Raw genomic sequence first — 20,177 nt, forward strand, 5'->3', positions numbered from 1 at the left:
AGGAACGCATGATTTCTGCGCTGGATGACGCGACAACTGGTGTCGGTGCCACGGAGACGCCTGGGTACCGGCTCACCTTGGATGTAATGGGCCGTCCCGCAGTGGTTTTCGGGGGCGGCGGCGTCGCGATGCGGCACGTGACGGCGTTGACGCAGGCGGGTGCCTACGTGACGGTGGTGAGCCGGCAGGCCGGCGCGACGATCACCGACCTGGCCGCCCGCGGACTGGTGAGCTGGCACAGGCGCGATTTCGATGCCGCCGACCTGCGGGACACCTGGCTTGCGATCGCGGCGACAGGCTGCTCCGAGGTGGACGACCGCATCGCCTCGGCGTGTGAGGAACGTCGGATCTGGTGCTGGCGTGACCGGGAGGGACAGCGCGGCAACCGCGACACCGGCCGGGTGATTCTCGTCGGGGGCGGCCCGGGTGATCCCAAACTGCTCACCGTCGCCGGGTTGGAGGCGCTGCGCTCGGCCGATGTGGTGGTGACCGACCGGCTCGGGCCGGTGTCGGTACTGGCCGATCTCGACTCCGGTATCGAGGTGATCGACGTGGGCAAGATCCCGTTCGGCAAGGCGACTCCGCAGCACGAAATCAATCGCATCCTCATCGACCACGCGACCGACGGCAAGACCGTGGTGCGACTCAAAGGCGGCGACAGCTTCCTGTTCGGGCGCGGCGGGGAAGAACTGCTGGCCTGCGCGCAGGCCGGTGTCGAGGTGTCCGTGATCCCCGGTGTCAGTTCGGCGTTGGCGGTGCCCGCGGTCGCGGGCATTCCCACCACGCACCGCGGGCTCACCCAGGGGGTCACGGTGATCTCCGGCCATGTGCCTCCGGACGACCCCGCCTCGACGGTCGATTACGCCGCGCTGGCCAAGGCCGGTACCACCCTGGTGTTCCTGATGGCCGTCACCACACTGCCCGCCATCACCACCGCACTCCTGCGCCACGGGCTGGCACCCGAAACTCCCGCTGCGACAATCGAAAACGGCACCCTCGTGGGACAACGCCTGGTGCGCGGCACGCTGGCCGACATCGCGGCCGCAGTGGCCCAAGCGGGCATGTCGCCGCCGGCCATCACCGTCATCGGCGCGGTGGCAGCCTTCGACACGCTGATCGGGATCACCAACCGGGAACGTCCAACGGCGTCCCGACCGGCTGGAAGAACTTCTCGACGTCGGCATCGGTGACCTCATCGAGTCCGGCGGGACGCCAGCGCGGGTTGCGGTCCTTGTCGATGACGCGGGCGCGGATACCCTCGGCCATGTCCGGGTGTGCCGCGCAGTGCAGACCCACCACCAGGTCCTGCTGCAGGCATTGCGCCAGATCCGTCATCGCGGCGGCCCGGCGCAGCGCCTCGCGGGCGACGTTGAGTGCGGTGGGAGCGGCCGTCGTCAGTACGTCGGTCGGTAGGCCGGCGGTCGCGGCGCGCTGCACGATCTCGGTGAGAGTGCCTGCGCCGAAAGCAAAGTCGATCACGTCCCGATGTTCCTGCACCCACGACGGCGGCTGATGGTCGAACTTCTGCAGCACCTCGTCGACGGGCTCATGGCGAAGACGGTCGACGACGCCGTCGAGTTCGTGCTCGGGAACGTAGTGGTCGGCAAGGCCCATGTAGAGGGCGTCACCGGCGCTCAGGTGTGCAGCGGTCAGGGCGGCGAAGGTTCCGCTGCGGCCGGGTGCTCGCGAGTACAGCCACAGGCCCCCGACGTCGGGGGACAGGCCGATCAGCACCTCCGGCATGCCGAGGCGCGTCGAATCGGTCACCAGGCGGTGTGAGGTGTGGGAGGCCATCCCGACGCCCGCGCCGAGCGTCAGTCCGTGCGCGATCGTCACCACCGGTTTGGGGCATGTGGCAATCAGATGGTCCATCCGGTACTCCGCCGACCAGAACGCCTCGAGGTGGTGCAGGTTGCCGGACTCGATCATCGAACGGACCTCTTTGATGTCCCCGCCGGCGCACAAGCCCCGCTCACCTTCGCCGCGTAACAGGATGGTCTGCACGTCAGCATCGGCGACCACCTGCTTCAGCATCGGCGTCAGTATCTCCACGTCCTTCGGGTGCAGCGCATTGATCGCCTTCGGTCGGCGCAGCGTGATCGTGGCGAGGTGCCCGTCGATGTGCAGCGCCGGGTCGGTGGAGGGATGCGGCATCACTGCCCCTTCCTGATCTGAGCTCGATGTGGCGGGACGCCGATTTGGCCCGCGGTTGTTGCGTGCATCACCGTACCCGGTCTATGGTAGAACCACAGATTGGTCGTCCCACAGAAGAGGCAAATTCATGAACCAACCGTCGGCGCTGCCCATCCGCGTGATGCTTGCCAAGATCGGGCTCGACGGACATGACCGCGGGGTGAAGGTCGTCGCCCGCACCCTGCGTGACGCGGGTATGGAGGTCATCTACACCGGACTCCACCGCAGCCCGGCGCAGGTCGTCGAGGCCGCGACCCAGGAGGATGTCGACGTACTGGGCGTGAGCCTGCTGTCCGGCGCCCATATGCACATCTTCACCAAGATCTTCCAGATCATCGACGAGATGGAGGAAAAGCCCCGCTTCGCCATCGTCGCCGGCGGCGTCATGCCCGACGAGGACGAGATCGAACTCCACAAGATGGGTGTGGCCGCCGTGCTCGGGCAGGACACCACCCCGGAGAAAATCGTCGAGACCATCAAGGCGTGCGCTCCGGTGGAGGCGACCAACTGATGGCCACGCCAGAACCCGACATGGAGTCATGGGGCTGGCCGCCGCGTTACGACGCCGACTACCGGCCCCCGGCCGACCAGGAGCACTGGTTCCCGGTGCGGGAGACCATGGATCCCGAGCAACGCGACGCGAAGATCCTCGAACGGATCCAGCAGCTGATGACCTACGCCTGGGAGCATGCGCCGTTCTACCGCAAGAAGTGGTCGGCGGCCGGCCTGGAACCCGGGGACATCACCTCGCTCGAAGAGTTCGAGCGGGTGCCGGTGATCTACAAGGACGAGCTGCGCGCCGACCAGGCCGAGCACCAGCCCTACGGCAGCTATCTCTGCATCGACCCCATCGATGTCACGCACATCAAGGGAACCTCCGGGACCACCGGCCGCCCGACGGCGTTCGGGATCAGCCAGAACGACTGGGTGGCAGTGGCCAACGCCCACGCCCGTGTCATGTGGGGGATGGGTATCCGGCCCAGTGATGTGGTGCTGATCGGCTCGCCGTTGACCCAGTACTGGGGTTCCTGGGGCGCCTACAGCGGCGCGGAACGTCTTGGCGCAGCCGTATTTCCGTTCGGCGCCGGGTTCGCCGGCCAGAGCCTTCGCACCTTGCAGTGGATGCAGCAGATGTCGGCCACCGTGTTCTACGGCACGCCCTCGTACGCGCTTCGCCTGGCCGAGGTGGCCGTCGAGAACGGTATCGACCCGCGCGGCCTCGGGCTGCGCAAGATGTTCTTCTCCGGCGAACCGGGGGCCAGCGTGCCGGCGATCCGGCAGCGCATCATCGACGCCTTCGATGTCGAGGTCTACGACTCCGGCAGCATGGGCGAGGTGGCGCCGTGGATGCACCTCGGTGCCAGCCGCAGTGAGCCGGGCGTATTCGCCTGGCAGGACCTGGTTTACACCGAGGTGTGCGACCCGGGCACCATGCTGCGCGTCCCGTACGGCAGCGAAGGCACCCCGGTGTACACCACCCTGGAGCGCACGTCGCAGCCGATGATCCGGCTGCTGTCCAACGACCTGACCCGCTGGGAGGCCCCCGACGCGTCGCGGGGCCGGACCTATCCGTTCCTGCCCAAGGGCATCTACGGCCGCATCGACGACATGTTCCAGATCCGCGGTGAGAATGTGCAGCCCAATGCCATCGACGAGGTGGTGATGCGCGCCGAGGGCTATGGCGGCGAGCACCGCATCGTCATCACCCGCGAGAAGACGATGGACGAACTGCTGGTGCAGGTCGAGTTCGATGCCGCGCTGACGACCGTGAGCCAGGACGTGTGGATCAAGCGCGTCGGTGAAGATCTGCGCACCGTCCTCGGAGTGGGCGCCAAGGTCGCCACCGTGGCGCCGAACACGTTCGAGCGCACCGAGTTCAAGGCACGCCGGGTCATCGACGACCGCAACCTGTTCGAGTCACTGGACCGGGAGACGACATCATGAGCCAGACCGCCACCGTCTCGCCGGTGGTCGGCCTGGCCGAGCGGATCCGCTCCGGGTCGCAGGTGTCCCTGGCGCGCGGCCTGACGCTGGTCGAGAGCCGGTCGGATGCGGCCGCCGAACTGCTGGCCGAAGTGTGGAAGGACAGCGGCCGGGCCCACGTCGTGGGGATCACCGGACCCGCCGGCAGCGGCAAGAGCACACTGGTGACCCGGATGGCCCGCGAGTACGCCGATCGTGGTGTGCGCGTGGCGATCCTGGCCGTCGACCCCTCCAGCGCCTACTCCGGTGGAGCGATCCTCGGCGACCGGATCCGCATGACGGAGCTGGCCGGTGACAAGAACATCTTCATCCGGTCGATGGCCTCGCGTGGTGCCACCGGCGGCCTGTCCCGCGCGGTGCTCGACGGCATCGTCCTGCTGGACGCGGCGGGGTTCGATGTCATCATCCTCGAGACCGTCGGCGTCGGCCAATCCGAGGTCGACGTCATCAGTGTCGCCCATTCCGTGTTGGTGGTCAGCGTGCCCGGGCTGGGTGACGACATCCAGGCGATCAAGGCCGGCCTGATCGAAATCGCCGACATCCACGTGGTCAACAAGGCAGACCGCCCGGGCGCGGATCTGACGGTCAAACAGCTGCGTGAATCACTGCGGCTGGCGCACAATTTCGCGGGCAAGTGGGACGTGCCGATCAAGAAGGTCACCGCCACCACCGGCGAGGGGGTGGCCGACCTGATCGACGAGACGGCCAAGCACCACACCTGGATGGTCGACAACGGAGCGCTGCGGGAGGTCGAGCGGCGCAATGCCGCCACCCGGATCCGTTGGGCGGCAGAGGCACTGATCGCCGACCAGTTCCGCGTCGGACGCCCCGACTTCGACGCCGCGGTGGACACCCTGATCGCACGCGATGAGGAACCGCGCCAGTCCGCCGCCCGACTGCTCACCGCCATGGCCGTAGACCCCACCGACATAGGAAAAGGAAACTCATGACCTCTCAAGAAAAGTCGATCCCCGAGGAAGTGCGCCTCGTCTCCGATGCGTTGGGCAAGCGCGCCGAAACGGACCTCGAACAGTGGGAAGCCAACGAGCTCGCCGACTTCATCGCCCGCGCGCCCGAGGCCAAGGACGAGTACCTGACGGGTTCGGGCATGCCGGTCAAGCGTGTGTACGGCCCGCAGGACCTGCCGGAGAGCTGGGAAGAGATCGGCCTGCCCGGGCAGTACCCCTACACCCGTGGGCCCTACCCGACGATGTACCGCGGCCGTAAGTGGACGATGCGTCAGATCGCCGGGTTCGGTCAGGCCGAGGAGACCAACAAGCGTTTCCAGTACCTGATCGCCCAGGGCCAGACCGGATTGTCCGTCGACTTCGACATGCCCACACTGATGGGCCTGGACAGCGATGACGAGATGAGCCTCGGCGAGGTGGGCCGCGAAGGTGTGGCCGTCGACGTGCTGCCCGACATGGCCGCGCTGTTCGAGGGCATCGACCTGGAGAACATCTCGGTGTCGATGACCATCAACCCGTCGGCGTGGATCCTGCTGGCGATGTACATCGCCGTCGCCGAGGACCGCGGCATGGACCTCAACAAGCTGTCGGGCACCATTCAGAACGACATCCTCAAAGAGTATGTCGCGCAGAAGGAATGGGTCTTCCCGGTGCGGCCGAGCATGCGCATCGTGCGCGACTGTATCGCCTACGGTGCCGAGCACATGGCGCGCTACAACCCCGTCAACATCAGCGGCTACCACATCAGTGAGGCCGGCGGAAACGCCGTGCAGGAAGTCGCCTTCACCATGGCCATCACCAAGGCCTACGTCGAAGATGTGGTCAAGGCCGGTGTCGATGTGGACACCTTCGCCTCACGCCTGTCGTTCTTCTTCGTCTCCCAGGCCGACATGTTCGAAGAGGTGGCCAAGTTCCGGGCCGTCCGCCGCTACTACGCCAAGATGATGAAGGAGCACTTCGGGGCCAAGAAGCCCAACTCGATGCGGCTGCGTTTCCACGCGCAGACCGCGGCGGCGACGCTGACCAAGCCGCAGCCGATGGTCAACATCGTCCGGACCGCCATCCAGGCGCTGTCGGCGGTGCTCGGTGGCGCGCAGTCCATCCACACCAACGGCCTCGACGAGGCGTACACCATCCCCAGCGAGATGGCGATGAAACTCGCGCTGCGGACCCAGCAGATCATCGCCGACGAGACCAATGTCCCCAATGTCATCGACCCGCTCGGCGGCTCGTACTACGTCGAGGCCCTGACCGACGAGATCGAAAAGGGCATCCAGGAGTACATGGACAAGGTCGAGGCCATGGGCGGGGTGGTCCCGGCCATCGAGCAGGGGTTCTTCCAGAAGGAGATCTCCGACAGCGCCTACGACTACGCCAAGCGCAAGGCCTCCGGTGACCGTCCGGTGATCGGCGTCAACAAGTACGTCGACGAGCAGGAAGACCAGAAGATCGAGGTCCACCAGCTCGACCCGGAGTCCGAGGCCCGTCAGATCGCGCGGCTCAAGAAGACCCGGGCCGACCGCGACCCCGAGCGCGCCAAGGCCGCACTGGAAAACCTGCTCGCGGTGGCCCGTGACGAGAACGCCAACCTGATGCCGGCGACCATCGAAGCGGTGCGCGCGCACCTGTCGATGGGCGAGATCACCGGTGCGCTGCGTGAGGTGTTCGGCAGCTACCAAGAAACACCGGTGTTCTGAGGATTCGAGATGGTACCGACCACTGCACGGGAAACCCGACGGTTGGTCGGTACCATCAACCCCTCAGAGGTCTTCTCGAGAAGAAGAGGTGCGACCGTGTCCGAGGCAACTCCGTCCGAGTGGAAGCCGCTGGCACGTATGCGCACGCACGAGCAGGTGGTGGCCGAGATCGAGAACCGCCTGGTCGCAGGCACGTTGAAGGCGGGGGACCGGTTGCCCCCAGAACGGCAGTTCGCTGAAGCTCTGGGCGTCAGCCGCGGCGCGGTGCGCGAGGCGCTGCGGATCCTGGAGGCCATCGGTGTGGTCGAGGCCGGCACCGGCTCCGGGCCCTCGTCGGGGTCGATGATCGTCAAGGACAGCATCGCCGGTATGGCGATGGTGTTGCGCATCCATCTGCAACTGGCTTCCTTCAATCAGGCGGACCTGGTGGAGGTCCGGCTGCTCATCGAGCGCCTGGCCGCCCGCAACGCCGCCGAGCATGCCACCGCCGAGGACATCGGCGAACTGCGGCAGCTGGTCGAGCAGATGCACGGCGTGCACACCACGGCCGCCTACAACGACCTGGATGCGGCCTTCCACATCCGGATCGTGCGGGCCTCGGGCAACGCGCTGTCGGCGGTGCTCATGGCCGCCATGCGTGAGGCGCTTCGCGACGCCATGGTGACCGCGTTCGAGAGCCTGGACGACCCCGCTGCCACCATGCAGACGCTGACCGACGAACACGCCGCCATCGTCGATGCCATCGCCGCGGGCAACGGCGAGCAGGCGGGCCAACTGGTCGGCGATCACATCGTCGGTTTCTACCGTGCCGTCGGATTCACCGGCCTGCGCTGGGCCGGCTGAAACCCGGGTATCGCCCTGAAACTCAGGTGATGCCCTACCATAACCACGCGGGCTCGATGAAGCTGGTGTGAATCCAGCACAGTCGCGCTACTGTGACACCCCCTTCGGGAGTGAAGTCAGACCTGAGGGCCCGCAGTCGAATCCATTGATCAGGAACGCAGAGATTCCTGCAGGAGAGAACCGTGGCCCATGCATATTGCTGAAGGATTCCTTCCCCCTGTCCACGCCGCGGCGTGGACCATTGCCGCCGCACCATTTGTCGTTCACGGCGCCCGAGCCGTTGTCCGGGAGGTCCGGGAGCGCCCGGAATCGCGGCTGTTGCTGGCCGCGGCCGGCGCGTTCGCTTTCGTACTCTCGGCGATCAAGCTGCCGTCGCTGACGGGCAGCTCCAGTCATCCCACCGGCACCGGCCTGGGTGCGGTGTTGTTCCGGCCCCCGGTGATGGCTTTCCTGGGAACCGTGGTCCTGGTGTTCCAGGCGCTGCTCCTCGGCCACGGCGGTATCACGACGCTGGGCGCCAACGTCTTCTCGATGGCGGTGGTGGGGCCCTGGGTCGGTTACGCGTTCTGGCGTCTGACGCGCCGCGCGGGCATCCTGCCCGCCATCTTCATGGCGATGATGACGGCCAACCTGTCGACCTACTGTGCGACGTCGGTCCAGCTGGCACTGGCGTTCCCCGATGCCCAGTCCGGCGTACTGGGAGCACTGGTCAAGTTCTTGTCCGTGTTCGCAGTGACCCAGATTCCGCTGGCCGTCATCGAAGGCCTGCTGGGTGTGGTGGTGTTCCGGGTGCTGCTCAGCGTCGCCAAGCCGGAGCTGACCCAACTCGGGGTGCTCGGCGCCAAGCGGCAGGAGGCTGCTGATGTCTGAATCGCCGAAGTCGACGAGATCATGGCTGATCAACCTCGGCCTGCTGGCCGCCGCAGCCGCCATCTTCATCGTGTGCCTGACCATCGGCCAGGGCATCGCCGGTGACGAATCCGAAGAGTCGTTCGTCGGCACCGACACCACCGCCGTCACGGCCATCGAAGAGGGCCACCCGGATTACGAGCCGTGGTTCGCGCAGGTGTTCGCGCCGCCGTCCGCCGAAGTCGAGTCAGGACTGTTCGCGCTGCAGGCAGCACTCGGTGCGGGTGTATTCGGTTATGCGCTGGGCGCGCTGCGGCGCCGACGGAACACCCCAGCCACCGCGCCCGTCGCCGGTGACGACCGCTCTTGATCGGATCACGCCTCGACAGTGCGGCCTGGGACAGCCGATGGCGGTCCCGGTCCGTGCTGGAGAAGGTGATCCTGTGCGGCGGGCTCCTGGCGTGCGCGGTGGTGTTGCCCCCGTGGCCCGCTGCCGCTCTGGTGCTGCTGGTCGCCCTGGCGGCGGCGCACCTGGCCGGGCTGCCCGCCACCCATCTGCTGCGGATGCTGAGCATCCCGATGGTGTTCATCCTCGTTGCCGGGGTGTCCACGGCGGTGAGCCTGGATCCGTCCGGCCCCACCCTGACGACCTCCGCCGAGGCGATCACGCGGGCGTGTGCGACCGTCGCCCGCGCCGTGGCGGCCACCGCGGCGCTGATGTTGCTCGCCTCCACCACCCCGATGAGCGACCTCACCGACTCCCTGCGCCGGATCGGGGTGCCCTCGGCCTGCGTGGACGTGGTGACCGTGATGTACCGGATGATCTTCCTGCTGTTGGATTCCATTGGGGTGGTGCGCAAATCGCAGGTCGGCCGGCTCGGGTACTCGAGTGTCTTCCGGTCGGTGCGCTCGGCCGGCTTGATGACCGCCGCCGTCCTGGTCCGGGCCTGGCAGCGCGGCCACGCCCTGGAGCGGGGGCTCAGCGGTCGCAACCTGGGCGCGCCGCTGGCCCGCCCCGAGAAACCGGCCATCTCAGCACGTTTCGTGGTCGCCGCGGCCGCGACGAACGTCGTCGTCGCGGTGACGTCACTGGCGCTGGTGTGAGGAAGCGACCATGAGCCACCGACACCTGGCCGCGGCCGGTCTGCACTTCGGGTATCTGCGCGGTGCCGAGGTACTGGCCGGCGCCGATCTCGACATCGCTCCCGGCTCGCGGGTCGCGCTGTTGGGCGCCAACGGATCCGGCAAGAGCACCCTGTTGCAGTGCCTGGCGGGCACACTGGCGCCGGACTCGGGGGCGATCACCCTCGACGGCCGCCCGATAGCCAGGTCGCGTCGAGGTCTGCGCGAGCACCGCCAAGCGGTGCAGCTCGTCTTCCAGGACCCCGACGATCAGCTGTTCTCCGCCGATGTCGCCGAAGACGTCGCCTATGGCCCGATCAATCTCGGGTTGTCGGCCACCGAGATCCGGGAACGCGTCGATCGCGCGCTGAAGCTGCTGGGCATCGAAGACCTCAGAAGCCGCCCCACCCACCAGCTTTCGTTCGGGCAGCGCAAGAGGGTCGCCATCGCGGGAGCGATCGCGATGCAACCGTGTGTGCTGCTGTTGGACGAGCCCACCGCGGGCGTCGATCCGGCGGGGGTCGACGCGTTGTTCGCCACACTGGCCGACCTGGAACGGGCCGACACCACCGTCGCGCTGTCCACCCACGACACCGCATTGGCGTTGGACTGGGCCGACTCGATTGCGGTGATCGATCACGGGGTCACGCGGCAGGACCGGCCGATGGCGATCTTCGGCGACGCGGAACTGATCAAGACCGCCCAACTGCGCATGCCCTGGCTCATCACCTTCAGCGAGGAATTGATCGCCGACGGCCTCCTGCCGGCAGGCGCGCGGCCGGAAACGCCCAGTGCCCTTCGGGCGGCGCTGAAGTCGGCGTTGCCGGTGCGACACGAGTAGCTACGGGCGGTATCCGGACGGCTCTTCATGCTCTAGACTGGTTGCCGCGGGCCCGATGAAGTTGGTGAGAATCCAGCACAGTCGCGCTACTGTGACACCCCGCTGAGGTGAGGGTGAAGTCAGACCTGACGGTCCGCAGCTGAGATCCATCGATCAGGGACGCCGAATCCCTGCAGGAGGACACCGTGGCCGACGTTACGTCCGAGCACATCTCACCAGCACAGTGGAAGCCCTTGGCGCGCATGCGCACCCACGAGCAGGTGGTGGCTGAAATCGAGCACCGCCTCGTGTTGGGCACCCTGAAGGCCGGCGACCGGCTGCCACCTGAGCGCCAGTTCGCCGAGGCGCTGGGGGTCAGCCGCGGAGCGGTGCGGGAAGCACTGCGCATCCTCGAGGCCATCGGTGTGGTGGAGGCGGGCACCGGCACCGGTCCGGCCTCGGGATCACGGATCGTCAAAGACAGTGTGGCCGGTATGGCGATGGTGCTACGAATTCACCTGCAGCTGGGTTCTTTCAGTACAGAAGATCTCGGCGAGGTGCGGCTGCTCATCGAACGCCTGGCGGCGCGCAAGGCTGCCGACAACGCCACTGCCGAGGACATCGCCGTCCTGCGTAACCTGGTGAACCAGATGCGGGCCGCTCGCACCCCTGCCGCATTCAACGACCTCGACGCGGCCTTCCACACCCGCATCGTGCAGACCTCCGGCAACGGGTTGTCCGCGGTGCTGATGGCGGCGTTGCGGGACGCTCAACGGCGCACCCGGTCAACCGAATTCGAGAGCTGGGACGACTTCATCGGGAACCTTTCGGCCGTCACCGACGAGTACAGCGCCATCATCGATGCGATCGCCGCGGGTGACGGTGGGGTGGCCGCAGACCTGACGGCAAGCCAGCTGACCCACGGCGGACGAGACGCCGGTCTCAGGCGGGCTGGCTGATCCGCTGGGGCGGCGTCGTCTCGAATGTCCAGCCCGTGAGGGTCACCACCGACCGGAGAAACCCCTCGAAGGTGGTGAAGTGCAGGCGGCCGAGCCCCGGCCGGGTCCGATACACCTGACCCGTCCACGGCTGATCGGCCGATACAATGAATTTGTGCTTGCCTGAGGCATTTTCGCGTAGCAGCTTCGGGCTCAGAGAGTGGCGGCCGATGGGGTGTGGTGCCGGTTCCGGGGATACCGAATGCAACGGCCACCCGGTGACCGCCAAGAATTGGCCGCAGAACGATTCGAGCGAATCGAAGCGGTGCCGGTGGTTGCCCGGGCGGGTGTGGTAGACCTCGCCGACCCACGGCGCCTCGGTGGCCACGATGATCTTCCAGGCCACGGGCGTGGACTTCATCGACTGCGGACCCGCACTGCCGTCGGTCATCGTCATGCCCGGGCCGGGCTGCCCTGATAGTCGTTGTCCTGCTGCTGGATCCAACCCATCAGGCCGCGGAGGTCGCGGCCGGTGGCTTCGATCGGATGCTGCTCGCCCTGGGCGCGCAGGGTGCGGAATTCACCCGCACCGGCGTCCTGGTCGTCGATGAACCGTTTGGCGAAGGTGCCGTCCACGATGTCGGCCAGAACCTCCTTCATGTGTTCCTTGACATCAGGGGTGATGACGCGCGGGCCCGAGACGTAATCGCCGAATTCGGCTGTGTCCGAGCATGACCAGCGTTGCTTGGCGATGCCGCCCTCGTACATCAGGTCGACGATCAACTTGAGCTCGTGCAGGCATTCGAAGTACGCGACCTCCGGCTGGTAACCCGCCTCGACCAGGGTTTCGAAGCCGTACATCACCAATTGTGAAGCACCACCGCACAACACGGACTGCTCCCCGAACAGATCGGTCTCGGTTTCCTCGGCGAAGGTGGTCTTGATGCCTCCGGCACGCAGGCCGCCCAGTGCTTTGGCGTACGACAGTGCCAGCGGCCACGCCTGTCCGGAATGGTCCCGCTCCACGGCCACCAGCACCGGCACACCGCGGCCGTCGGTGTACTCACGCCGCACCAGATGGCCGGGGCCCTTGGGCGCGACCATGAACACATCGACGCCGGCCGGGGGAGTGATGTAGCCGAACCGGATGTTGAACCCGTGGCTGAACACCAGCGCGTTGCCCGCCTCGAGTGCCGGGGCGATCTCCTGGGCGTACAGCGTTCGCTGGTGTTGATCGGGTACCAGCAGGACGATCACGTCGGCCTCGGCGGCGGCCGCTGCGGGCGTCAGGACGCGCAGGCCCTCTTCGTCGGCCTTGGTGCGGCTGCGGGAGCCCGACTGCAAACCGATGCGGACGTCGACGCCACTGTCGCGTAGCGACAGCGCCTGCGCGTGGCCCTGGCTGCCGTAGCCGATGACCGCCACCCGCTTCCCCTGGATCAGCGACAAGTCGGCGTCGTCGTCGTAGAACATCTCGGCGGCCATCAGATCTCTTTCCTGCTCAAGACAGGTCGCCGTGCTGACGACCATCCTGTGGTCGGACCATACAGAGGGTGATGAAGTGCGTCAAGGACCATTGGTGTGGCTGGGGCAACTTGGCCGAGCTCCTTGTGGTGTGTACCACACCTATGGTAGGACCATATAGAGATCCATCCAACCTTTGGAGATGCCCATGCACCAGCAGAGCCCGGCTCTGACTCCCAACCAGGATTCGACGTCCCAACGCCGTGGTCTTCGGAAAGTCGGCGCTGCCAGCCTGATCGGAACGACGATCGAGTACTACGACTTCTTCGTCTACGGCACCGCGGCCGCTTTGGTGTTCCCCGCCGTCTTCTTCCCCGATGTCAGCCCCGCCATGGGCACCATCGCCTCGTTTGCCACCTTCGGGGTGGCCTTCTTCGCCCGTCCCGTCGGGTCGATCGTGTTCGGCCACTTCGGAGACAAGATCGGACGCAAACGCACCCTGGTGTGGACGCTGCTGATGATGGGGCTGTCCACGGTGCTGATCGGCCTGTTCCCCGGGTACGACACCGGCGTGTTCGGGGTCTTCGAGAACGGCATCGGTATCTGGGCCCCCATCCTGTTGGTGACGATGCGTTTCCTGCAGGGTCTGGCCATGGGTGGGGAATGGGCCGGCGCCACGTTGCTGACCGCCGAGTACGCGCCGAAGAATCAACGCGGGCGAATGGCGGTGTACCCGCAGCTCGGGCCGGCCTGCGCTTTCTTCCTGGCCAGCGGCACCTTCTTCGTGGTGTCGCTGACCGTCGGCGCCACCAGCGAGGCGTTCCTGAGCTACGGCTGGCGCTTCCCGTTCCTGGCGTCGCTGATCCTGGTCATGGTGGGTCTGTGGATCCGGCTGTCCATCGCGGAAACGCCCGTGTTCAAAGCGCATCTGGAGAAGGAGAAGCTGGCGGCGTCCACCGCGCCGGTGAAGCTGCCGTTCGCCGATGCGTTCCGGCGCCAGTGGAAGCAGATCCTGATCGCAGGCCTGGCCATGTCGACGGTGTTCTCGATGTTCTACACCGGCAGCACCTTCCTCACCAGCTACGGCATGGGCACCCTGGAGTTCACCCGCACGATGATCCTGGGCTTCGGCATGATCGGCGCCGTGGTCCTCGCTGTGGTGACGGCCGCCGCGGCGATCATCTCCGACCGGGTGGGACGCAAGAAAGTGATCGCCGTGGCCTACGGCGGTGCGGTGATCTGGTCGCTGCTGCTGTTCCCGTTGCTCGATACCGGTTCGCCGATCGCGTTCCTCATCGGTGTGACCGTCACCCTGTCGCTGTACGGCATCGCCAACGGTCCCGCGGGTGCGTTGCTGCCGGAGATGTTCCAGTCCCGATTCCGTTACACCGGTGCAGGATTGAGCTACAACCTGGGCGGGATCATCGGCGGCGCCATTCCGCCGATCCTGGCGGCACAGATCGTGGCCAACTACTCCAGCATCTGGGTGGGTGTCCTGCTGGCCGCGCTGGCGGGGGTGAGCTTGCTCTGCGTGCTCGCGCTTCCTGAGACGAAGAACAACGACCTCGAGGATGTGATCGTCAAGTAGGTTCCGTATTCACAAAACCGCCGGTGAGCCCTTGGCTCACCGGCGGTTTGGTCACGAGGTTGGGCGTCCGCCGGTGGGTTCTGGCTACTGTTGTCGAACCGGGTGCCTTCCGTACCGATTTCGCCGGACGATCCCTGGCCCAATCCGCGACTGTCATCGACGCGATCGAGGCCGACAACGCGCGGGGATTCCTGCTGTTGGGTCCCGATGCCTTGGACGCCAATCGGCGTCCCGCCGAAGCACGCTCGGGCGTTCATTGCCTCGTCAGTTCGGCGGGTGCACCGTAGTCGCGACGATGACGCTGTTGACCACAATTGCGGTGACGGTGCGAGTCACTGCTTCTCCGGCAGCCGTTGCACCCCAGTTGCCGTGCTCGAGTTCCTTGGCGCGACCGATGACGGCGGAAGTCCAGGGAATGTCCGGGCCGAACTGGGGCAGAGACCCGCTTTTCCACAGCAAGGCTGCAAGGGCCGCGATGCGGGGGGTCGGCTCGGTGCCATCCACGAGTGCACTGCGGACACTGTCGAGAAGGATGGATCGGCGCCCGTTTCCGCCGTCCCGAAGCGCGGTGGTTTCGAAGATCCGCAGCGCTTTCTTCTTTTCTTCGCGTATGTCACCCCGCGCGATGAGACGGTCGAGGAGGGGCTGGCGGAGTGTCGGACCGATGGCTGCGAGCACGGTCTGGATGCCTCGGGGCTTGGCGGAGATGTAATCCCAGGTGGAACGATAGATCACGTCTGAGGGTGCCTGTCCGGCAACAGGTTCCACGATGACGGTACCGACCCGGGACGTGGTGGTCGTCACCTTGTTCTGGAGAGCGAGGTCTGTGAGCACTGCTCCTGCCAACGGGTAGAAGAGTGTGTTCTCGCCCGCGATCGTCCCGGATTCGGGCTGGAACAGCAGCAGGAGGAGGTCCTCGGCCAGTGTCGGGGCTTCGTCGTTTCGGTCGGGTGGCAACGTCGTCATGGTTCTGAGTTCCTGTCTGTCAGAGGATTCGGCGCGCCTCAGCCGCAGACCACCCTGGGGATGGGGTCATAGATCACGGTGTGGGACTCGGTTCGCGTCGGTCCGCCGGTGACCTCGCGCAGGGTGCGCGTGTCGGTGATGGTGAATCCTGGTGCGCCGCCGCTGGCACTGCAGGCTTCGCCGGCGGGGATCGTGATCGTCTGAGGCGACGTGGGTCGACTTCGTGGACTCTGCGAGGACGTCACCTCATAACGTTTGATGCCCACCAGGCGCACCGTGACGGCGCTGGGCGTCCAGTCGGTTTGTATCTGCACCGACGTCGGCCCGTCGTTGCGGAATTTGACATCCAACACATCCCCGAACACGGTGGCTTCCCGACCGGGCGGGTAACGGCTGATGTAGTAGCTGTGCTCGTGATGTTCGATGTCCTCCATGCCGGCAAAGTAGGCGGCGTTGAACAACGTGGTGGCCACCTGGGACACGCCACCACCGACACCGCGGGCGGGTCGGCCGTTCTCGATGATGCCGGCCTCGACATAACCGGCGGCGGCGTTGCGCGGATTGGTGGCGGCATTCAGGCTGAACGTTTCCCCGGGCCGGACGACCATGCCGTCGATCTGTTCGGCGGCGCGGCGGATGTTCCTGCCCGAATCGCTGGAGAACCCACCTGTCTGGAACTCACCGATGGTCTGCACAGGACCCAGTTGTTCGAGCGCTTCGAAGGTCAATGAGGGACTCTCGTCGACGTACACCGCGGCGATCTCACGGTTGTCGGTATCGCGGAGAACCGACAGCAGGTCTTCCAATGTGGCGTCGTAGTCCAGCCGCCGGCCGTCCTGCGCCGGTACCTTGGCCGGCGGGGTGGCGGCGAAATCGATGTCGGCGTCGCGTTTCGGGATCTCCGAAGCCGCGAGTTGGGGATGTAACTCGTCGACGATGAGCCTCTCGTTGATCTCCGGCACCAGACGCCCCTGTGCGGGCCGGAAACTGAGCGCCGCTGCGATGACGTCCTCGGTGATGACGCCCCGGACGCCGCTGTCACCGTCGACGATGACGGGCTCGGACACTGCCGGGGCGGCGATACTGTCAGCGGCCACCGCGACATCGGCGGCGGTGGTGTCTGGCGCAATCTCCACCATCGGCAGCTCGAGGGTTTCTCCGCTAGCCCAATGTCGGCTGAAAACCTCAGCGGCAGAGGTGATGTCGAGGCGTTGTCCGGATTCGGGATCTGAGGTCCGGGGACGTCCGTCGACGAACGTGACGGAGCCTTCCACCGGGTCCTCGGCGACCTGGGAGCCGAGTTCTTCCAGCGTTGCGACAAGTGCGGGCTCGTCCACGGAGGCCACCACGTCAATCGGGGTCTCCACGAAGAACGACGTGATCCGGGTGAGCGGGTTCAGCGGTTGCCCACCGGCTGAATCGACGGTGGCCTGCAGGTCCGCGGTCACATCAACCGCGCGGGGGTCCACGGTGGTTTCCAGTGCTCCGAGTGTGACTGGAACGGGAAGTTCCTGACGCGGAGTGATCTCTCGGCGCAGGCGCTGCTCGGCCTCGTCCGGGGTCAACCCGCCGAGCGACACCCCGGCTGCGGTGACGCCTCTGGGCACCTTGGACGAGGTGACCATCAGATCGGCGATGTAGACCAAAGCCAGCGCTGCCAACGGAAGTCCGATCGCCAGGAGTCGTCGACGTCGCCGAGACCCGCCGGGATCCATGCGCTCATCGTCAGACATCGACGTATAAACCGCACATCGTCAGGCCGATATTCCCGCGATGATGCTGAACCCATCCACGACACGAGCGTAGCGCCAGTGGCGGAGAATGCCGTTGCCGTCGGCCAGGTTTGAAAAGCACGAACCACGGCCCAGCGTGGAGTCAGAACGCCGCCGAACGGCTGCTTCGATACTCTCGGTGAGGTGCTCGACGCTCACGCACCCACAGGCGGCCGTCGATGGCCACGGATCCTCGCCGCTGTCGTCGCGGTACTGGTGGTGGCGCTGGGGTCGCTGACCGCGGCCGCGCAGTACGGCCTGCCGTGGTGGATGGGCCACGGCGACGTCAACCACACCTACCAAGGCCTGCGTTATCAGGTTCATGTCCCGCCGCAGCATGACGGCCGGGCCCAGCTGCCGGTGATCATGGCGATCCACGGGTGTGCAATGACCGGATTCGGTTGGAACAGCATGAAGGCCACCACGCAGTTCAACGCCCTGGCCGACCGCGAGGGTTTCATCGTGGTCTACCCCACGCAGCGGATGTTTCGCGACAAGCTCAACTGCTGGCGCTCCGGCGATCCGCGTGAGCAACAGCGCCACACCGGAGAACCCGCGCTGCTGGCCGGCGTGGCGCATCAGGTCATCGAGCGCTACAACGCCGATCCCGCCCGCGTGCACGTGGTGGGCGCGTCCTCGGGCGCGGGAACCGCGGTGATCCTGGCGGCGACGTATCCGGACGTGTTCGCCACCGCCACCTCGGTGGCCGGGGGTGAGTACGGCCTGAACCAGGTGAATCCGGACGATCCGGACGCCACGCCACCGGAGTACACCGCCCGCCAGGCGTGGGCGCAGATGGGCAACCGCGCCCGGCGGGTGCCACTGCTCGTCGTCCAGGGCTCGGCGGACACCGTGGTGCCGCCGACGGTGGCCGCCAGGCTGGTCCAGCACTGGTCGGCCGTCGGCGATCTGGTGGACGACGGGGAACTCAACAAGAGCCTCGGTTGGCAGCGGCGGGAAACGAGGGTTCCTGCGGCGCCCGGCCGCCACCCGTACACGCACACCACGTACTCGCCTGAGGGCGTGACAGCCTCAGCCATCGAGCTGTATCTCGTTCACGGTATGGGGCATGCCTATTCCGGACCCACCTCGGTGGGTCTTTTCACGGACCGGGCCGGACCCGACGTCAGCTCACTCGTCTGGGATTTCGCCCAGAAGCACCCGCGGCGGGACTCGAGCGAGGGCTGACCGCGGCGCGCAGCATGTGGGCGAGGCGGATCTGCCTCAGGTTGCCGCGGTAATCGACTGTGGTGCAGTGCGTTCCATCATCATCGGCGCAGCGATGTCCGCGCGTCCCGACGTGGAGTCTGGAACCAGAACCACAAAGAATTGCATTCGATGCTTGCAAATAGGATGCAATCGGATTAGCTTCGTCGAAGGCGCAGCATCCGGCGACGCCTGCACTGCGTGCCCGTGACGGGGCAGCGGCTCCCGACGGCGGCAGGAGGTCACCGGTGACGACAGAGCAATCCGATCTCGCCTCAGCTCGAGGCTCGAAGCCGGGGTTCCGGCAGATGCTTCGCCGGCGCGAGCTGGACTACTACCCGGTCGGAGCCGAGCGGCGAAAACGATTGGCGCTGGCCATGGCATGCGCCGTCGTCCTGTATTACCAGCAGTACATCTTCGGTGCCACCTCGGCGTTGACCAATCGCGAACTCGGCATGTCGGTCGGCTTCCTGACGGCGATCCTGGTGATCGGCAACGTGTTGGGGGCTTTCGGGAGTCTGCTCTCGGGCGTGGTGGAACGCTTCGGGCGCGCCAGTGTCGTCGTGTACGGGCTGCTGGTTCTGAGTGTGATCACGGCCATCGGTATGCCGCTGGCGACCAACAAGTGGATGTTCCTGGGTATCGCCTGCGTCACGTGCGTCATCGAAGGGATGGCCCTGGTGGCCGCGCCCGGGATCATCCGTGACTTCAGTCCCCAGTCGGGACGCGGGCGCGCGATGGCGCTCTGGGTGGTCGGGCCGGCAGCGGGCTCTCTGCTGGCGTCAGGGGTCGCTGCGCTGACGTTGGAGCGCCTCCAGACGTGGCGTAGCCAGTTCATCATCGCGGGCATCGTGGGCGGTGTGCTCGCCGTCATCGCGGTGCGGTACCTGCGCGAACTGAGCGCGGACTTGCGAGAGCAGGCCGCGGCGTCGGAAGAGGACAAGGAACTGCTCGAGGCACGGGTGGCCGCAGGGACGTTCCAGGCGCAGTCCGCCCCGCGATGGCGCAGCGTGATGACCGTCGCCATCCTGCTGCCCGTGATCGGCTTCCCGTTGATGCTCATCTATTACCACACCGTGATCACCTTGGCGCCCATCCTGTTTGCCACCGCGTTCGGACTCGACTCGGTGTTCGCCAATGCCTTGGTGTCGGCAAGCTGGGCGTTTTTTGTGATCGCCGCGTTTGTCGGCGGTTTCGTGGCCGACCGATACCTGGTCCGCAAGCCGTGGATCCTGTTGGGTGCGGTGTTGTGCACCGCCGTGCAGGTGTCGCTGATCTTCCTGATCGGCAGTGACGCCGGGGTTCTGGTGCTCGGCACGGCGATGGCGCTGCTGGGAATCGGCTGGGGTCTTTTCCAGGTCCCGTGGTTTGCGGCATTCACCGAAACCGTCGAGGCGCGTGACCCGGCCCTGGTGGGTAAAGCACTGGCGGTCTGGGGCTGGACCCTGCGCATCGTGGCCACCATCTGCTTCGGAGCGGTCTCCTTCGTCGTGCCTGCGGCAGACAAGGTGATCAACGGTGACCTGTCCGCCGTCACCGCCGCACACACGCAATGGCAGTTCTGGCTTGTGATTTCGACGATCGGCGGTCTGCTGAGCGCTGCCACCATCCCGCTGATGGCCGGCAGGTGGCGCACCAGCGATGCACGTCGGGACGTGAAGCGCCAGGCCATCGGCCGCGACGAGGAACTGGCGCAGCTGCGTGCCGCGCCACAGGCGACGACACGGGCGCCCTGAACGCCAGACGCGGAAAGTCGATCATCAGAACG

Annotated in this window: 19 protein-coding genes, 1 pseudogene and 1 riboswitch; of the genes and pseudogenes, 15 read left to right on the forward strand and 5 right to left on the reverse strand. The window is 66.4% G+C overall.

Going from position 1 to position 20,177, the window contains the following annotated elements; translation table 11 throughout:
* Nucleotides 1–8 precede the first annotated feature (8 nt).
* A complete protein-coding gene (gene cobA / locus NL241_RS09710) occupies nt 9–1,190 on the forward strand; it encodes a uroporphyrinogen-III C-methyltransferase (RefSeq protein ID WP_494397403.1) in 1,182 nt (393 codons plus the stop codon).
* Here the strand turns inward: cobA and NL241_RS09715 are convergent.
* Nucleotides 1,123–2,154, reverse strand: coding sequence for an enoyl-CoA hydratase/isomerase family protein (locus NL241_RS09715; RefSeq protein WP_494397404.1), 1,032 nt, complete (start codon nt 2,152–2,154; stop codon nt 1,123–1,125). The genes cobA and NL241_RS09715 overlap by 68 nt on opposite strands.
* Before the next feature lie 127 nt (nt 2,155–2,281).
* Here NL241_RS09715 and NL241_RS09720 point away from each other — a divergent pair, with 127 nt between their 5' ends.
* From NL241_RS09720 to NL241_RS09765, 10 genes are all read left to right on the forward strand, one after another.
* Nucleotides 2,282–2,704 carry a cobalamin B12-binding domain-containing protein gene (locus NL241_RS09720; protein ID WP_487691281.1) on the forward strand — a complete coding sequence of 141 codons (423 nt, stop codon included), beginning with the start codon at nt 2,282–2,284 and terminating at the stop codon, nt 2,702–2,704.
* A complete protein-coding gene (locus NL241_RS09725; protein WP_494397405.1) occupies nt 2,704–4,137 on the forward strand; it encodes a phenylacetate--CoA ligase family protein in 1,434 nt (477 codons plus the stop codon). The genes NL241_RS09720 and NL241_RS09725 overlap by 1 nt, the downstream gene beginning before the upstream one ends.
* Nucleotides 4,134–5,126, forward strand: a complete 993-nt coding sequence (gene meaB, locus NL241_RS09730) for a methylmalonyl Co-A mutase-associated GTPase MeaB (RefSeq protein WP_487691285.1) — start codon at nt 4,134–4,136, stop codon at nt 5,124–5,126. Before NL241_RS09725 ends, meaB begins: the two co-directional genes overlap by 4 nt.
* Nucleotides 5,123–6,841 carry a methylmalonyl-CoA mutase family protein gene (locus NL241_RS09735; RefSeq protein WP_487691287.1) on the forward strand — a complete coding sequence of 573 codons (1,719 nt, stop codon included), beginning with the start codon at nt 5,123–5,125 and terminating at the stop codon, nt 6,839–6,841. Before meaB ends, NL241_RS09735 begins: the two co-directional genes overlap by 4 nt.
* 96 nt (nt 6,842–6,937) lie before the next feature.
* Nucleotides 6,938–7,684 carry a FadR/GntR family transcriptional regulator gene (locus tag NL241_RS09740; protein WP_487691289.1) on the forward strand — a complete coding sequence of 249 codons (747 nt, stop codon included), beginning with the start codon at nt 6,938–6,940 and terminating at the stop codon, nt 7,682–7,684.
* Nucleotides 7,685–7,731: 47 nt separating this feature from the next.
* Nucleotides 7,732–7,818, forward strand: a riboswitch (adenosylcobalamin (AdoCbl) riboswitch).
* 55 nt (nt 7,819–7,873) lie between these two features.
* On the forward strand, nt 7,874–8,554 hold the full coding sequence (locus tag NL241_RS09745; RefSeq protein WP_487691290.1) for an energy-coupling factor ABC transporter permease: 681 nt from the start codon (nt 7,874–7,876) through the stop codon (nt 8,552–8,554).
* Nucleotides 8,547–8,903 carry an energy-coupling factor ABC transporter substrate-binding protein gene (locus NL241_RS09750; protein WP_494397406.1) on the forward strand — a complete coding sequence of 119 codons (357 nt, stop codon included), beginning with the start codon at nt 8,547–8,549 and terminating at the stop codon, nt 8,901–8,903. The genes NL241_RS09745 and NL241_RS09750 overlap by 8 nt, the downstream gene beginning before the upstream one ends.
* Entirely contained in the window at nt 8,900–9,637 is a 738-nt protein-coding gene (gene cbiQ / locus NL241_RS09755; RefSeq protein WP_494397407.1) for a cobalt ECF transporter T component CbiQ, read from the forward strand. The genes NL241_RS09750 and cbiQ overlap by 4 nt, the downstream gene beginning before the upstream one ends.
* Nucleotides 9,638–9,647: 10 nt before the next feature.
* Nucleotides 9,648–10,496, forward strand: coding sequence for an energy-coupling factor ABC transporter ATP-binding protein (locus tag NL241_RS09760; RefSeq protein WP_487691296.1), 849 nt, complete (start codon nt 9,648–9,650; stop codon nt 10,494–10,496).
* A gap of 185 nt (nt 10,497–10,681) precedes the next feature.
* The gene (locus NL241_RS09765) at nt 10,682–11,434 is read left to right on the forward strand and encodes a FadR/GntR family transcriptional regulator (protein ID WP_494397408.1); all 753 of its coding nucleotides are present in this window, start codon (nt 10,682–10,684) and stop codon (nt 11,432–11,434) included.
* Here the strand turns inward: NL241_RS09765 and NL241_RS09770 are convergent.
* Nucleotides 11,418–11,870, reverse strand: a complete 453-nt coding sequence (locus NL241_RS09770) for a hypothetical protein (RefSeq protein WP_494397409.1) — start codon at nt 11,868–11,870, stop codon at nt 11,418–11,420. The two genes, NL241_RS09765 and NL241_RS09770, sit on opposite strands and share 17 nt — an antisense overlap.
* The gene (ilvC, locus tag NL241_RS09775) at nt 11,867–12,943 is read right to left on the reverse strand and encodes a ketol-acid reductoisomerase (protein WP_487691301.1); all 1,077 of its coding nucleotides are present in this window, start codon (nt 12,941–12,943) and stop codon (nt 11,867–11,869) included. Before ilvC ends, NL241_RS09770 begins: the two co-directional genes overlap by 4 nt.
* 142 nt (nt 12,944–13,085) lie before the next feature.
* Between ilvC and NL241_RS09780 the strand changes: the two genes are divergently transcribed.
* Nucleotides 13,086–14,465 carry an MFS transporter gene (locus tag NL241_RS09780; RefSeq protein WP_494398278.1) on the forward strand — a complete coding sequence of 460 codons (1,380 nt, stop codon included), beginning with the start codon at nt 13,086–13,088 and terminating at the stop codon, nt 14,463–14,465.
* Between the two features lie 77 nt (nt 14,466–14,542).
* A pseudogene (locus NL241_RS09785) lies at nt 14,543–14,752 on the forward strand (short-chain dehydrogenase/reductase); the annotation flags it as partial.
* Here NL241_RS09785 and NL241_RS09790 read toward each other — a convergent pair.
* Nucleotides 14,730–15,431: a GOLPH3/VPS74 family protein gene (locus NL241_RS09790; RefSeq protein WP_494397410.1), complete on the reverse strand. Its 702-nt coding sequence runs from the start codon at nt 15,429–15,431 to the stop codon at nt 14,730–14,732. The pseudogene NL241_RS09785 and the gene NL241_RS09790 sit on opposite strands and share 23 nt — an antisense overlap.
* A 38-nt stretch (nt 15,432–15,469) precedes the next feature.
* On the reverse strand, nt 15,470–17,164 hold the full coding sequence (locus NL241_RS09795; protein ID WP_494397411.1) for a VanW family protein: 1,695 nt from the start codon (nt 17,162–17,164) through the stop codon (nt 15,470–15,472).
* 183 nt (nt 17,165–17,347) lie between these two features.
* Between NL241_RS09795 and NL241_RS09800 the strand changes: the two genes are divergently transcribed.
* On the forward strand, nt 17,348–18,391 hold the full coding sequence (locus NL241_RS09800; protein WP_487691305.1) for an extracellular catalytic domain type 1 short-chain-length polyhydroxyalkanoate depolymerase: 1,044 nt from the start codon (nt 17,348–17,350) through the stop codon (nt 18,389–18,391).
* 266 nt (nt 18,392–18,657) lie between these two features.
* Nucleotides 18,658–20,145, forward strand: coding sequence for an MFS transporter (locus tag NL241_RS09805; protein ID WP_494397412.1), 1,488 nt, complete (start codon nt 18,658–18,660; stop codon nt 20,143–20,145).
* Nucleotides 20,146–20,177: the final 32 nt, after the last annotated feature.

The organism is Mycolicibacterium sp. SMGY-1XX (genome assembly GCF_059132455.1).

Bases quoted from the DNA above. Each gene is read 5' to 3' on its own strand.
- cobA (WP_494397403.1), top strand. From the start codon at position 9: ATGATTTCTGCGCTGGATGACGCGACAACTGGTGTCGGTGCCACGGAG.
- NL241_RS09725 (WP_494397405.1), top strand. From the start codon at position 2,704: ATGGCCACGCCAGAACCCGACATGGAGTCATGGGGCTGGCCGCCGCGT.
- NL241_RS09735 (WP_487691287.1), top strand. From the start codon at position 5,123: ATGACCTCTCAAGAAAAGTCGATCCCCGAGGAAGTGCGCCTCGTCTCC.
- NL241_RS09715 (WP_494397404.1), bottom strand. From the start codon at position 2,154: ATGCCGCATCCCTCCACCGACCCGGCGCTGCACATCGACGGGCACCTC.
- NL241_RS09760 (WP_487691296.1), top strand. From the start codon at position 9,648: ATGAGCCACCGACACCTGGCCGCGGCCGGTCTGCACTTCGGGTATCTG.
- NL241_RS09790 (WP_494397410.1), bottom strand. From the start codon at position 15,431: ATGACGACGTTGCCACCCGACCGAAACGACGAAGCCCCGACACTGGCC.
- NL241_RS09770 (WP_494397409.1), bottom strand. From the start codon at position 11,870: ATGACGATGACCGACGGCAGTGCGGGTCCGCAGTCGATGAAGTCCACG.
- NL241_RS09795 (WP_494397411.1), bottom strand. From the start codon at position 17,164: ATGTCTGACGATGAGCGCATGGATCCCGGCGGGTCTCGGCGACGTCGA.
- NL241_RS09780 (WP_494398278.1), top strand. From the start codon at position 13,086: ATGCACCAGCAGAGCCCGGCTCTGACTCCCAACCAGGATTCGACGTCC.
- ilvC (WP_487691301.1), bottom strand. From the start codon at position 12,943: ATGGTCGTCAGCACGGCGACCTGTCTTGAGCAGGAAAGAGATCTGATG.
- NL241_RS09720 (WP_487691281.1), top strand. From the start codon at position 2,282: ATGAACCAACCGTCGGCGCTGCCCATCCGCGTGATGCTTGCCAAGATC.
- meaB (WP_487691285.1), top strand. From the start codon at position 4,134: ATGAGCCAGACCGCCACCGTCTCGCCGGTGGTCGGCCTGGCCGAGCGG.
- NL241_RS09750 (WP_494397406.1), top strand. From the start codon at position 8,547: ATGTCTGAATCGCCGAAGTCGACGAGATCATGGCTGATCAACCTCGGC.
- NL241_RS09745 (WP_487691290.1), top strand. From the start codon at position 7,874: ATGCATATTGCTGAAGGATTCCTTCCCCCTGTCCACGCCGCGGCGTGG.